Origin of the sequence: Pseudomonas sp. JL3 (genome assembly GCF_031570575.1) — a bacterium.
Classification (GTDB): Bacteria; Pseudomonadota; Gammaproteobacteria; order Pseudomonadales; family Pseudomonadaceae; genus Aquipseudomonas; species Aquipseudomonas cucumis.
The window spans coordinates 633,524-646,758 of the sequence record NZ_JAKWJK010000001.1 but is presented as its reverse complement, the minus strand read 5'-3'; the positions used below and the strand labels follow the sequence as shown (position 1 = coordinate 646,758).

The following is a 13,235-nucleotide window of genomic DNA, read 5'->3' as shown; positions in this document are numbered from 1 at the left end:
GTTGGGGCTTCACGTATTGGAGGACATTAGATGAGCAGCACCACCTTACCTCTTCAAGCAGCGAGCCGACAGGTATGGGGAGCCGTCCTGGCGATGTCGCTGTGCGCCTTCGCCCTGGTGACTTCGGAGTTTCTGCCGGTGAGCTTGCTCACACCGATTGCGACCGATCTCGCGCTGACAGAGGGGCAGGCCGGGCAAGCGATTTCAATTTCTGGCCTCTTCGCGGTCGTCACCAGTCTTTTCATCTCTTCAGTCATTCGCCAGCTCGACCGGCGGCCCGTTTTGCTTTTCCTGACAGCCTTGATGATTGCCTCTGGCACGCTCGTCGCCTTTGCCCCGAACTACTCGACACTGATGGTGGGTCGAGCCATTTTGGGGATCGCTATTGGTGGCAGTTGGTCAATGTCGACCGCCGTCATGATGCGGATTGCCCCCGAGAGTTTTGTGCCTAAAGCCATCGCTTTGATCCAGGGCGGTACCGCACTTGCCACTGCGGTCGCAGCACCCATTGGCAGTTTCATGGGCGGGCTGATCGGCTGGCGAGGTGCATTTTTCTGCGTGGTTCCGCTCGCCGCTCTGGCGCTCTGTTGGCAAGCATTCACGTTGCCGAAAATGCCTGGTCAAAATGAGTCTGGCTCTGCACTTGAAGTGTTTCGGCTGTTAGGTAATGCCAAAGTCTCGCTGGGCATGGCGGCAGTGGCATTTTTGTTTATGGGGCAGTTCACGTTATTCACCTATCTGCGTCCGTTCCTGGAGTGGGTGACCCGCGTTGATGTGTCTGGGCTCTCCCTGCTATTGCTGATTATCGGTATGGCCGGATTGGTGGGCACGACGGTGATCGGACCGGTGTTGAACAAAAGCCTTTATCGAGTGCTGATGATCATTCCACTCCTGATGTCGGGGATTGCTGCGGCTCTACTTGTTTTCGGCAGCTCGATATGGGCGACAGCCGTTTTACTGGGTGTGTGGGGCCTGATTGCTACGTGCGCGCCTGTGGGCTGGTTCACATGGCTATCACGCACGCTTCCACAAGATGCCGAAACGGGAGGCGGTCTGATGGTGGCGGTGATTCAGTTGGCTATCACACTCGGCGCGACGGTAGGTGGGTTGCTATATGACGGCGTTGGCTACCAGGCTACGTTCATCGCGAGTGGAGTATTTCTTCTGGTGGCTGCCGTGCTTGCACTGTTCGTATCGCGAGCGGATCTGCCCCCCATTTCAGGCCTTGACCCAGCGCTGACGGCTCCAGCTGCTCAATGTATCGACGGCAAATACCAGTAACAGCATGGCCAGAATCACCGTGCTGGCTTGCGCTTCCTGGAACAGGCTGAGGCTGACATAGAGCATCTGCCCCAAACCTCCGGCGCCGACGAAGCCAAGCACACTGGCCATGCGGATATTGTTTTCCCAGCGGTACAGGATGTAGGCCAGTAACTGTGGCAACAGGTTGGGCAGTGTGCCGTAGCAGAAAGCCCAGACGGCGTTGCCGCCCTGCAGGCGGATGGCTTCGGCCGGTTCTGGTGGGGTGTTTTCCAGTGCTTCGGCGAACAGCCGGCCGAGCACGCCGGTGGTGTGCAGGGCTAGTGCCAGGGTGCCGGCATTGGGGCCGAGCCCGGCGGCAAGGACCATCAGCGCGGCCCACACCAGTTCCGGAACCGCGCGCAAGGCGTTGAGCACCAGGCGCGACGCGCTCTGCAGTGGCCAGCCGAAACGCCCCGCCGCGGGCAATGCCAATAGAAGACCGAATACCGCCGCGAGCAGGGTGCCCAGGGCGGACATGGCAATGGTTTCCAGGGCGCCGTGGCCGATCGCTCGCAGATGACCCGGGCTCAGGTCCGGGCTGAGAAAGCGCTGCGCATAAGCGCCCATCTGCTTCAGGTTGCCGCTGTCGCCGAGTTCGCCGAGGTTGATGCCCAGGTAGTCGAACGAGGCGACAACCGCTGCACCGATGCAGAGCAGCAGTGCCAGGTTGATCAGGCGATTCATGTCAGCCTCCAGCGCAGCAGACGGCTGAGTTGATCGGCGAGCAGCACCAGCACGAGGAACGTCAGTAACAAACTGGCCACTTCACCGCCAGCGAACATGCGCAACGACAGATCCATTTGCTGGCCCAGACCGCCGGCACCGACAAAGCCCATCACCACCGAGGCGCGGATGGCGCATTCCCAGCGGTACACCGTGTACGAGAGCAACTCCGCAGCGACATTGGGCAGGATCCCGTAGCAGAAGGCTGCGAGCCGACCGCTGCCCGATTGCAGTAGCGCATGGGCAGGGCGCTGGTCGACCGACTCGAAAATTTCCGCGTAGACCTTGCCCAACATGCCGCTGTAAGTAATGGCAATGGCCAGCACCCCGGCCGTCGGGCCGAGGCCGACGGCGCGCACGAACAGCAGGGCCCAGACGATTTCCGGCACGCTGCGCAGGAAAATCAGTAAACCGCGTATGGGCCAACGCAGCAGTTGGCCCCAATAGCTCGGGTGGCCGGCACGGGAGGCAGCAGACAGCGACAGAGCACGACTGGCCAACAGGCTGGCGGGGACTGCCAACAGCAACGCCAGGGCCATGCCGGCCGTGGCGATGGCCAGAGTCTGCAGGGTGGCTTGCAACAATAGCTCAATGAACTCTTCGCCATGGGCCGGTGGCCAGAAGGCGGATACAAATCGGCCCATCTCGCTCTGACTGTCACTCGCCACCAGCACGCCGAGGTCCAACTCGCTGAAGTGGATGCCCGGCCACAGCAAGGCAAGGGCCAGCAAGGTGAGCAGCAGCCGGGGCAGGGTGGCGGGATCACGGGTATCACGGGTCAGCATCGGGGAATCTGCACACTCAAGGGTGCCGGAGCAATCGGTGGGGACAGCAATTGTTCGTTGGCGTAGAGCTTGTCGAGCAACTCACGGTCGACTTCGCTGGCCTGAAGGTCGAACAGGATCTGTCCATCACGCAAGCCGATGATGCGCGAAAAATGCGCCAGGGCCAGCTCCACCGCATGCAGGCTGGCGACCAGGGTGACGTTGTGCTGCCGGGCATGGCGACAGAGCACCGAAAGCGTGTGCTGGGCCAACACGGGGTCCATGGCCGATACCGGCTCATCGGCCAGCAACACCTCGGGCGCTTGGTACAACACGCGGGCAATACCCACGCGCTGCAACTGTCCACCGGACAGTTGCAGGCATTGCGCGAACAACTTGTCACTCAGGTCCAGCCTGGCCAATGCCGCGCGTGCGCCCGGAATATCCAGTGGATGCAGCAGGTTCAACAGGCTCCTGCCCAAACCCCACTGCCCCAGCTTTCCGGCCAGAACCGCAGTGATCACGCGCTGGCGCGGTGGTAGGGGAGGCGACTGATGGATCAGGCCGATGCGCGCGCGCAGACGCTGACGCTGACGGGCAGAAAGCTGCCAGGCGTGCTCACCGAGCACCTGCAGCTCGCCGTTGCCCGGCCGCAGGGCGGTGGCCAGCAGGTTGAGCAGGCTCGACTTGCCCGCGCCAGACGGGCCGATGATGGCGACCTGTTCGCTGGCACCAATGTGCAGGTCCACGCCACGCAACGCCTGGACGCCGTTGGCGTGGGTAAGGCTGACCTGGGTCAGACGCAATGTCATTTGAGCAGTTCGGCGGCGAGGGCGGCTTCCTCGATGCCCTTATAGTTCTCAGGCTTGGTTTCGATGAATCGGCTGGCGGCTTGCAGATCCAGAATCTCCTTGTCCGCAGGCTTCGCCGGATCGAGCGCCAGGAAGGCTGCCTTGATCTTGGCCGCCAGCGCCGGGTCGAGGGTTCCGCGCACCGTCCAGTTGTAGTCGAAGTAGGCCGGGGTGGTCGCAAACACTTTGACCTTGGTGGTGTCGACCTTGCCGGCGGCGACCAGTTTTTCCCACACGCTGGCGTTCAGTACGCCGGCGTCGACCTTGCCGGCCTGGACCCAGGCGACAGTGGCGTCATGGGCGCCGGAGTAGCCGACGCGACTGAACCAGGTTTCAGGCTTGATGCCGTCCTTGAGCATAAAGTAGCGCGGCATGAGACTGCCCGACGTGGAGGACACCGAGCCGAATGCAAAGGTCTTGCCCTTGAGGTCGGCGAGGGATTTGACGGCAGGGTCGGCGGTGATGAATTTGCTGGTGAATTGGGCGTCCTGTTCGCGCTGTACCAGCGGAATGGCATTGCCGGTTTTCAGGCGTGCCTGTACGAACGTGAAGCCGCCCAGCCAGGCCAGGTCGATGCGGTCGGTGGCCAGTGCCTCGACCACGGCCGGGTAGTCGCTGACGGGCACGAACTCAACCTTCATGCCCAACTGTTGTTCCAGATAGGCACCAAGCGGCTTGAACTTGCGGAGCAGTTCGGTAGGGGCTTCATCGGGAATCGCGCTGACTTTCAGCGTATCGGCGGCCTGCGCCAACAGGGTGCAAAATGACAGGGTCAAGCCGATGGCCAATGCCAGGGTACGCTTGAGCATGGAAGATCTCCGGTGTATTAACGAAAGAATGTCGAGGCGCCAAGCATGACTGGCGCTTTGTGAGGGTAGACGAAAGGAGCGATATTGACCGGTTTTGGCCCAATTGCAATCTGTTGCATCGACCGGTTGAATCCACAACCCGAAACGGTCAATTATCGGAGCGCATAACCCCGTTTGTGAGATCACCCTCGGCCAGCATTTGCATCATGATGTTTCTCGCCCCTCCGGCATTTGGTTAATTACCGTCCGCCACTTTACGCTCTATCTCCGCTATTTTTCGCCTGAGCTCTTCAGCCTCCTGCTCCTGGTTTTGCGCTTCATCCAGACTTTCGGCGTCACTGTCGCGGTCCTCAAGCTCGCTTTCGACCACATCGTCGGGTTTGCCAGCCGTATCGGCAGGCGGGACGTTCGAGGTCGTTTCTGATTCGTCGTCATTAACATCGTCATTGTTCATTTCGCTCACCTCCATTGGCCTACACATTAGATACAGCGGTATGAAGGGAGTTCGGGTTTTCAAGAATTTGTGGCTGGGTCCGGATCACCGGCCACAACACCATTTTCGTCGATGATAAAGATCCGCTTCGTCACGGCTTTCAACTGGCCTGATCGGTCGCATAATGGTGCTAGGGCTTTTTCAGCTTCTGCAGGTAGCATGACGCTTTATAAGCGCACCAAATGACAGATTGGCTAACGTAACCGAGTGGGTCGAACATTGATCGAACGACGTCAATTCAGCGGAGGCATGAAAGGGAAAAACCTCCGCTATCTGAACGAAAATCCTGGCGAGCCTGCTCGAATGACTCGAGCAGGCTTTTTGCTGCTCGAGCATTTCTCGCTGCCCGCGTTCACGCAAGCGCTGGACACGATTGTCACCGCGAATCTTTTGCGCCCCGGCTTGTTCTCTTCCCGGACGTTCGGCTTGAATGAGGGGGAGGTCATCAGCGACCTGGGCCTGGTGATTCGGCCGGATGCACGCATCGATTCTTCCGCCATTCACAATCTGGACCTGCTGGTGATTTGCGGCGGCTACAGGACAGAACTGAAGGCGACTGATGAGTTCATCAGCCTGTTGCGAGCGGCGGCAGATCAAGGTGTCATTCTGGCCGGGTTGTGGAATGGTGCATGGTTCTTGGGCAGCGCAGGTTTGCTCGATGGATACCGTTGCGCCATTCACCCCGAACATCGTCCCGCACTCGCGGAAATCTCCAAGGCGACGCATGTCACCAGTGAGCCCTATGTCATCGATCGAGACCGGCTCACCGCTTCCAGTCCCTCTGGGGCATTTCATATGGCGTTGGACTGGATCAAAGAACTGCACGATAAAGCTCTGGTCGAGGGTATCGAGGACATTCTTGCTTTCGAGGAGTCTCGCTACCGGCGCATCAAACCGGCTGAAAATATTTGTGTGAGCGCGCCATTGCGAGAGGTGGTCAAGCTGATGGACGCCAACCTCGAAGAACCTCTGGAGCTGGAGCAACTGGCGGTCTACGCGGGCCGTTCCCGGCGACAACTCGAACGCTTGTTCAAGGAACAGCTCGGGACAACCCCGCAGCGATATTACATGGAGCTGCGCATCACCGAAGCGCGTCGACTCCTTCAGCACACAGAGCTGTCACAGGTAGACGTGCTGGTTGCCTGTGGCTTTGTGTCGCCCAGTCATTTCAGCAAGTGCTATAGCTCGTATTTCGGCTACAGGCCTTCCAAGGAAAAACGGCTCGTTAAATAATCACTGCTTTTTTGCGTACCGGTGAGGATCTCCCTGAATGAGTGATGCCCGGTGGCGAACGCTCGTTGGAGCAGGGCCACCGGACATGTCCGCAGATTCAGCCCTTGGCCGCCATCGCGGTCACTTCCACGCGCATGCCTTCGACCGCTAGGGACGCCACGCCAACGGCGGCGCGAACCGGCCATGGCTTGGCGAAGAAGCGCTTGTAGACTTCGTTGAAAGCGGCGCGGTCGGCCATGTCAGTCAGGTAGATGGTCAGATGCAGCACCCGGTCCATGGAACTGCCGGCAAGCTCCAATGCCACCTTGAGCGCTTGCAGGGTGCACTCGCTCTGCTCGGTGATGCCACCCAGCTCCAGACTGCCGTCGGCGCGGGTAGGGATTTGAGTAGAGACCAACAGGCCGCCGAAACCGGCGACGTCGGAGGAGATGGAGTCCGGGTCTGGGTCGGGAAGAAAGGTGATGTCGTGGTTTGCCATGGGGGATCTCTTGTTTGAGGTGGTAGGTCAGTTTACAGCACGAGACTATCTGCCAGCCTCATGGCCTGTTGAGTCGCAGTTTTACGCGCACTCAGGTCAACGTCTTCCCCCAGAATGGTCTTCTCGACAATCACCGAGTGCACATCGCTCACACCGATAAATTGCAGCCAGGCTTCCACGTAGGGTTTCTGAAAGTCGAAGCGCTCTGCTGGCGTGATCGACTGCGCCGAAAAATCCAGGCCGCGGGCGTACATCACCACGGCGGTTTTGTTGTACAGCATGCCTTCCAGACCGCGTTCCGGGTCGAAGCTGAATAAAATGTCTTTCTGCGACACCAGGTCGATGAAGTGTTTGAGTTTGTACGGGATGCTGAAATTCCACAGCGGTACGGACATCACCAGGACGTCTGCGCGGTGCAGGAACGCGGCCAGATCTTTCAAGGTGTTCCAGGCGTCTTGCTGCGCCGGAGTCAAGGGCGTGCCATTGAGCCCGGCGTATTTGGCGTCCATTGCCAGCTCGTCGAACTCCGGCAAAACCATGTTCCAAAGATCGAGGGTGATGATTTCGGTGTCCGGGGTGTTTTCTTGATAACGCGCAATGAAGCTGCGGGCGACTTCAAGTGAGGCCGAGCGCTGTTTGCGCGGGGAACATTCGATATGCAGAAGGGTGGTCATGGCATGTCTCGGGCGGGGAAGTTGGATCATTGCAACATAGTTTTATTTGGAATATAAATCGTGAATAAATAAGCCATTAATCACGAATAGAACTATGTTCGATATTCTGTTGTTAAAAACCTTTGTCACCGTCGTCGATGAAGAGGGTTTCAGCCGCGCAGCCGAAAAGCTGCACCTGACCCAATCTGCGGTCAGCGGTCACTTGCGGCGACTGGAAGAACAGGTCGGTAAACCGCTGTTGAAGCGTACGACCCGTTCCCAGCAACTGACGCCCGATGGCGAGCGCCTGATCGCTTATGCGCGCACGATCCTCGCGCTGAACCGTGATGCCTGGGCGCAACTGACGCGCACACCGTTTCACGGGCGGGTGCGAATCGGGGTATCGGAGGATTTTGTCGAACCGCGATTGCTGCGAGCTTTTCAGGATTTCGCGGCGCAGTACCCGGGCATGGAAATCGACGTGCAGGTGGGTATTCCTGGCACGTTGCTGAACCTGATGAAGCAAGGCCATCTGGAGCTGGTCATTGGTTCGCTATGCGAAACCAGCGAAGCGGGGTTGCTACTGTGGCAAGAACCGTTGGTGTGGGCCTGGTCGGCGCAACCCGTCACCCAGTTACCGACACCGTTGCCGCTGGCGCTGTTCCCTGAGCCCTGTCCTTATCGTGAGATAGCGCTGAGGCGGTTGGCGCAGGCGGGGATCGCCCAACGTGCGGCGATGTCATGCACCAGCACCGCCGTGTTGCGGGCGGCGGCGTTGGCTGGTTTCGCGGTGGCGCCCATGACGGTCAGTCAATTGGGGCAGGGACTGGCGGCTCTGGGTGCGGAACAAGGGTTGCCGGATTTGCCGGATGCGCAGTTTCGGTTGTTCACCTCTGCTGACGCGGATCAGACGATTGTGGCAGCGCTCACTCAGCTCATCGTGGAATATTGCTCCACGCGAAGGGCTTGACCGTCTGGGTCGATCGCATGACGCCTCAGCCGGTATTGAACAACTGACGGATCAGATTGGGCGTGCTGCCGGTCCAGCGCTTGAACGAGCGGCGGAAGTTTGCCGCATCGTTGAAGCTCAGGTACTCGGCCACGGCTTCATTGCTGAACCCCTTGATCTGGTACAGGTACAGGGCCACGTGTTTGCGCACCAAATCTACCTGCTGCTGAAAACCGGTGTCGTGTTTTTGCAGTTTGCGCTTGAGGGTGGCAGGGCTCATGGCGAAGGCCTGGGCGGCTTGTTCCAGGCTTGGGGTATGGCGCACGTGGCGCTGTAAATAGCGGTACATGCCGTCGAGAAAACTCGACGTGCAGCCCAATTGTTGCAGTTGCCCCTGAGCTTCCTGACGGGCGACCTGGCCAGCAATGGCCGACGCATCGGGCCATCGCCGGGCGAGAAATTCCCGGGGGATGCGCATCAGGTCCAACGGCCGGTTGAACTGAGTGTGCTCGCCCAAATGCACCCAATATTGCTCGACGTAACGGGGCTCGGCATGGCTGAAACTGCATTCCCACGGCAGACGCTGGCCGCTCAGCGCGCGACTCATGGCCACCAGCGAGGTCATGCTCGCTTCCAGCAGAAAACGCCATTGCTCGCCGGCCCCGCAACTGTCCAGCCAATAGAGATAGGCGTGTTTTTCATCCAGCACCAACCGCGGCGTCATTAGCGGGCTGAGCAGCGCCTGTTGCTGCACCAGGGTGTCGAGAGCCTGGTGCAGGTTTTGTGCATGGCGCAGGGCGTGACTGGCGGCGCCGTAGTGTCCAGGCAGCAGGCGTTGACCGAACAGAAAACTGCTGTCGTCGGCATCCAGCAAACGTCGGCTGTTGCCGATCAGCGCGAAAAACTGCAGGGGGCTGAGGCGGGTCTGACCAGCCAGAATGTCTTCATGGAACAGACCGGTGCCGCGCAGCAGACGATGACTGTCGATGTCCCGGGACAACGCCAGATCGATCAGGGTTGCCGGTTGATAATGCCCGGGGATGAAACGGCTGTCGGTTTCGTACCACGTGGTTTTCAGGGTCATGGCCGGGCCTCAAGCCGTTCTGGCCAGAGGCTGCTTGGCCCGGGCCAACGCCAGGTTAAGGCGCTTGAGCAGGGCGTCCGGCGACTCGTTCAGTGCCATCACCACCGCCGTGCTCGCCGACAGTTGCAAGCGCTCGCCGTGCTGTCGGGTTTTGTGTGCCAAACCCTGAACCGCTTGTTGCAGTTCCAGCGCCAGCAACCGTGCCTGGCTCTCGCCGGTATTGGGCAGCAGCACCACAAAACGGTCGCCGGCCAATCGGCAGAGCAAGTCCTGGCGTCGCAGATTGAGCAGCAGCAAATGACTGAGCGCTTGCAGCACGGCGTCGCCTTCGGCATGCCCGAAGGCCTGATTGATGGCCGAGAAGTTGTCCAGGTCCAGCGCCAACAGCGACAGCGGCTGTTGTTGGCTATGACTTTCCTCAAGGCTGCCGGCCAGTTGGCGCTTGAGGTAATCGGCGCCACCCAATGGCGTGAGTTTGTCGAACAAACGGTGCTCGCGGAACAGCCGCTCGCGTTTCTCCATCTGCGCGCTGATCGCCAGTTGCTCGCGGTGCCAGTGATAGATGCCGATGGTCAGCAGGATCATGCCGACCGGCATCGGCCCGGACTCGAGCCAGTGATCCCAGGTGATGCTGTCGGGCAGGCGAATGAACTCGTCGAGGCTGTCGATCCACCAGGAAAAAAAGATTCCGCTCAAACCCAGCGCCAGATAATTGGTGACGCGCCCGGCCGGCCGACTCTTGAGCACCAACCCCAGCCAGACCAACGCCAGCAGCGCCGAACCGCCTTCACCGACGATATCCAGCCAGACCCATTCGCTGACCGGTTTCACTTCGCCGCAGGCCAGATGCAGAAGCAACCCCAGGTTGGCGGCCAACAGCAGCAGGGCGAGTTTCCAACGGTGAGGTTTGAGCACTGAGAACATGGCCGCGATCCTTTGGCGAAGAAGCAATGCGCGCCAGCACAGCAGATGTTTGTGACAGTCGGGTGACTGGGTGGGAATGGGGCAGGGAGGTCGAATCAGCTCATGGTCCTGTGGGATTTTCTGGCGAGTGAGGACCTGTGGCGAGGGAGCTTGCTCCCGCTGGAGTGCGCAGCGCTCCCCAACTTCGGTGGATCAGGTAAAACCCATACGGCCGCTGCGCGACCGAGCGGGAGCAAGCTCCCTCGCCACAGAGTCCGTGCCGATCGGATGCAAACAAGTCATTTAAGCTCACTTCCCGCCCCGAAACCCCGCAAAACCCCGGTTTAGCGCACCTCCCGCCAACCCCTGTCACAGAACCGTCATCCCCCATCCCTAGCGTGCCCTCCCAGTTGCCGGGCCTCTTGCCTGGCGTTAACGGACTCTTGGGGGAGGACATTCATGTACAAGCGCAACAGCACCGCCGGAGTCGTCGGCTTCACGCTCACCGCCCTGGCCATGGCGATCGCCAGTGAACGCCTGAGCGCCGCCGAAACCGTGGCGAACACCGAACACGTCGAAGTGGTGGGCCAGGCGGCGAGCATTGATCAGGCGCTCAAGGAGCAGCGCAGTTCCGACAGCATCAAGAGCGTGGTGCATGCCGACGGCGTGGCGCAGTTGCCGGACGAAAACGTTGCCGAAGCGGTGCAGCGCCTGCCGGGCGTCAGCGTCGAGCGCGACCAGGGCGAAGGGCGGTTTGTCAGCGTGCGCGGCCTCGGTCCGGATCTGAACAGTGTGACCATCAACGGCACATTGGTGCCATCGCCGGAAAGCGAACGCCGGGCCGTGGCCCTCGATGTGTTGCCCTCGGAGTTGGTGCAATCCTTGTCGGTGATCAAAACCCTGACCCCGGACATGGACGCCAACTCCCTGGGCGGCACCGTGGATGTGAAAAGCCTATCGGCCTTCGACCACAAAGGGCTGTTCTACACCGGCAGCAGCGAAGCCAGTTACGACAAAAATACCCACCAGACCAGCCCGAAATTTTCCGGCGCCATCAGTGATCGTTTCAGCCTTGGCGACGGCATCGACAACTTCGGCGTCGCTGCGGCGCTGAGCTGGCAGAAGCGCGACTTCGGCTCGGACAACGTCGAAACCGGCGGCGCCTGGGACTTCGAGCAAGGCGCCAAATTGCAGGAGTTCGAGCAACGCGACTACGACATCAGCCGTGAGCGCGCCGGTGGCGGCCTGAACTTCGATTACAAACCCGACGACCTCAGCAGCTATTACCTGCGCACCCTGTACAGTCGGTACAAGGACAGCGAGACGCGCAATTCCACCAGCCTCGAATTTGCCGACCCGTTGGCGGCGGGGGAGTTGGGCGACGCCGAAGGCTCACGCAAACTCAAACAACGGGAAGAGACCCAGGAAATCCAGTCCTACGTATTGGGCGGCGAGCGTATGTTCGGCCTCTGGACCCTCAGCGGCCAGGCCGGCTACAGCCGCTCCAGTGAAGACAGCCCGGGCCACATCGCCAACGCCGCGTTCAATGGCACCGACGATTTCGCCGACAGCGGTTTCTACGACAACGACAAGCCTCGGTCCATCATCGGTCAGAGCTTCTACAACCCGGACAACTTCAGTCTCGACAAGGTCGACTGGGAAAAACAGAAAACCACCGACACCGAGAAAAACCTGCGCCTGGACCTGGCCCGCGACTACGACCTCAGCGGCTATGCGTCCCAGGTCAAATTCGGCGGCAAGGTCAGCCGCCGCAACAAAGACAACAACCTCGACGCCTGGGTCTATGAAGATTTCGACGATCTGGGTTTCAGCGACGAGCAGCTCAACCTCAGCCGATTCCAGAAAGGCACCGTGGATTATCGCCTCAGCCAGTTCGGCCCGGGCATCAGCGGCAGCGCCATCAAGCAGTTGATCGGTGGCCTGAATCAAGCGGACTTCTATGACGAGACCGAATCGCGGGTCAACGACTTCAAGATCAGCGAAGACATCAACGCCGGCTACCTGATGAACACCATCGATATCGATGACTGGCGTTTCATTGCCGGCCTGCGCTACGAAGGCACCGAGTTCGAAGCCAAGGGCACCGGCGCCACCGATGGCGAGTTCCAGTCGACCGAGACCAAACGCCGTTATCACCACTGGCTGCCGGGCCTGCATGCGCGCTATCAACTGGACAAGAACACTCAGGTGCGCGCGGCCTGGACCAAGTCCGTGGTGCGCCCGACGTTCGGCCAACTGGCGCCGGGGTTTGTCATCGATGATGACGAGGCGACTTTCGGTAATCCGGACCTCAAGCCGCTGGAATCCAGCAACCTCGACCTGGGCATCGAGCATTACATGGGCCACGCCGGCACGGTCTCGGCGTTCGTGTTCTACAAAGACATCAAGAACTTCGTCTACAACACTGACCTGGCGGGCACCGGCGCCTGGGCCGATTTCTCCGAGGCCCATACGTTTGCCAACGGCGACAGTGCCAAACTCTATGGCCTGGAACTGGCCTATTCGCAGAAATTCGACTGGCTGCCGGCGCCCTGGAATGGCCTGCTGCTCGGCGCCAACACCACCTTCAGCCGCTCTGATGCCGAGATCGAAGGCTTCGACGCCGCCAGTGGTATCAACCGCAAGCGCAGCATCGATTTGCCCAATCAGTCCGACACCGTCGGCAACCTGATGCTCGGTTGGGAAGACGACAAGTTGAGCCTGCGCCTGTCGGCCAACTACAAGTCCGATTACCTCTTTGAGCTGGCCTCGATCAACGACAAGGCCCATGACCTGCACGTCGATGCCCAGACCTTCGTCGATTTCAGCGCGCGGTATTCGCTGACCAAAAACCTGCAAGTCAGCTTCGAGGCGCAGAACCTCACCGACGAGCCGTACTTCGTCTACACCGGCAGCCGTTCCTACAACGGCCAGTACGAAGAATACGGCCCGACCTACAAGCTCGGCCTGACCTTCACCCACTTTTAAGCCCC

13 protein-coding genes are annotated in these 13,235 nt (G+C 60.1%); 4 read left to right on the top strand and 9 right to left on the bottom strand.

Annotated features, from left to right (window positions below):
* The first annotated feature begins 30 nt into the window (after positions 1-30).
* Positions 31-1,281, top strand: a complete 1,251-nt coding sequence (locus tag MMG91_RS02785) for an MFS transporter (RefSeq protein ID WP_310658658.1) — start codon at positions 31-33, stop codon at positions 1,279-1,281.
* Here the strand turns inward: MMG91_RS02785 and phnE are convergent.
* The 5 genes from phnE to MMG91_RS02760 form a co-directional block, all read right to left on the bottom strand.
* Positions 1,219-1,986, bottom strand: coding sequence for a phosphonate ABC transporter, permease protein PhnE (gene phnE / locus MMG91_RS02780; RefSeq protein WP_305506189.1), 768 nt, complete (start codon positions 1,984-1,986; stop codon positions 1,219-1,221). The two genes, MMG91_RS02785 and phnE, sit on opposite strands and share 63 nt — an antisense overlap.
* Positions 1,983-2,810 (bottom strand): ABC transporter permease subunit, encoded by an 828-nt coding sequence (locus MMG91_RS02775; RefSeq protein WP_310658657.1) that lies wholly within the window; start codon positions 2,808-2,810, stop codon positions 1,983-1,985. Before MMG91_RS02775 ends, phnE begins: the two co-directional genes overlap by 4 nt.
* Positions 2,804-3,601, bottom strand: a complete 798-nt coding sequence (locus MMG91_RS02770; protein WP_310658656.1) for an ATP-binding cassette domain-containing protein — start codon at positions 3,599-3,601, stop codon at positions 2,804-2,806. Before MMG91_RS02770 ends, MMG91_RS02775 begins: the two co-directional genes overlap by 7 nt.
* Positions 3,598-4,449 (bottom strand): putative selenate ABC transporter substrate-binding protein, encoded by an 852-nt coding sequence (locus MMG91_RS02765; RefSeq protein ID WP_310658655.1) that lies wholly within the window; start codon positions 4,447-4,449, stop codon positions 3,598-3,600. The genes MMG91_RS02770 and MMG91_RS02765 overlap by 4 nt, the downstream gene beginning before the upstream one ends.
* Before the next feature lie 235 nt (positions 4,450-4,684).
* Positions 4,685-4,903: a hypothetical protein gene (locus MMG91_RS02760; RefSeq protein ID WP_305449287.1), complete on the bottom strand. Its 219-nt coding sequence runs from the start codon at positions 4,901-4,903 to the stop codon at positions 4,685-4,687.
* A gap of 258 nt (positions 4,904-5,161) precedes the next feature.
* On the opposite strand from MMG91_RS02760, the gene MMG91_RS02755 reads away from it, so the two are divergent.
* Complete coding sequence (locus MMG91_RS02755; RefSeq protein ID WP_192343501.1) at positions 5,162-6,175, top strand: GlxA family transcriptional regulator; 1,014 nt, start codon at positions 5,162-5,164, stop codon at positions 6,173-6,175.
* Between the two features lie 97 nt (positions 6,176-6,272).
* On the opposite strand, the gene MMG91_RS02750 is transcribed toward MMG91_RS02755, so the two are convergent.
* Positions 6,273-6,653, bottom strand: a complete 381-nt coding sequence (locus MMG91_RS02750; protein WP_310658654.1) for a RidA family protein — start codon at positions 6,651-6,653, stop codon at positions 6,273-6,275.
* A 32-nt stretch (positions 6,654-6,685) separates the two neighbouring features.
* On the bottom strand, positions 6,686-7,327 hold the full coding sequence (locus tag MMG91_RS02745) for an NAD(P)H-dependent oxidoreductase (protein ID WP_310658653.1): 642 nt from the start codon (positions 7,325-7,327) through the stop codon (positions 6,686-6,688).
* 94 nt (positions 7,328-7,421) lie between these two features.
* On the opposite strand from MMG91_RS02745, the gene MMG91_RS02740 reads away from it, so the two are divergent.
* On the top strand, positions 7,422-8,276 hold the full coding sequence (locus tag MMG91_RS02740; protein WP_310658652.1) for a LysR family transcriptional regulator: 855 nt from the start codon (positions 7,422-7,424) through the stop codon (positions 8,274-8,276).
* Between the two features lie 25 nt (positions 8,277-8,301).
* Here the strand turns inward: MMG91_RS02740 and MMG91_RS02735 are convergent, their stop codons facing one another.
* Positions 8,302-9,339: an AraC family transcriptional regulator gene (locus MMG91_RS02735; RefSeq protein WP_305449292.1), complete on the bottom strand. Its 1,038-nt coding sequence runs from the start codon at positions 9,337-9,339 to the stop codon at positions 8,302-8,304.
* 9 nt (positions 9,340-9,348) lie between these two features.
* The gene (locus MMG91_RS02730) at positions 9,349-10,263 is read right to left on the bottom strand and encodes a GGDEF domain-containing protein (RefSeq protein ID WP_305449293.1); all 915 of its coding nucleotides are present in this window, start codon (positions 10,261-10,263) and stop codon (positions 9,349-9,351) included.
* Positions 10,264-10,701: 438 nt separating this feature from the next.
* Here MMG91_RS02730 and MMG91_RS02725 point away from each other — a divergent pair, with 438 nt between their 5' ends.
* Positions 10,702-13,230 carry a TonB-dependent receptor gene (locus MMG91_RS02725; protein WP_310658651.1) on the top strand — a complete coding sequence of 843 codons (2,529 nt, stop codon included), beginning with the start codon at positions 10,702-10,704 and terminating at the stop codon, positions 13,228-13,230.
* Positions 13,231-13,235: the final 5 nt, after the last annotated feature.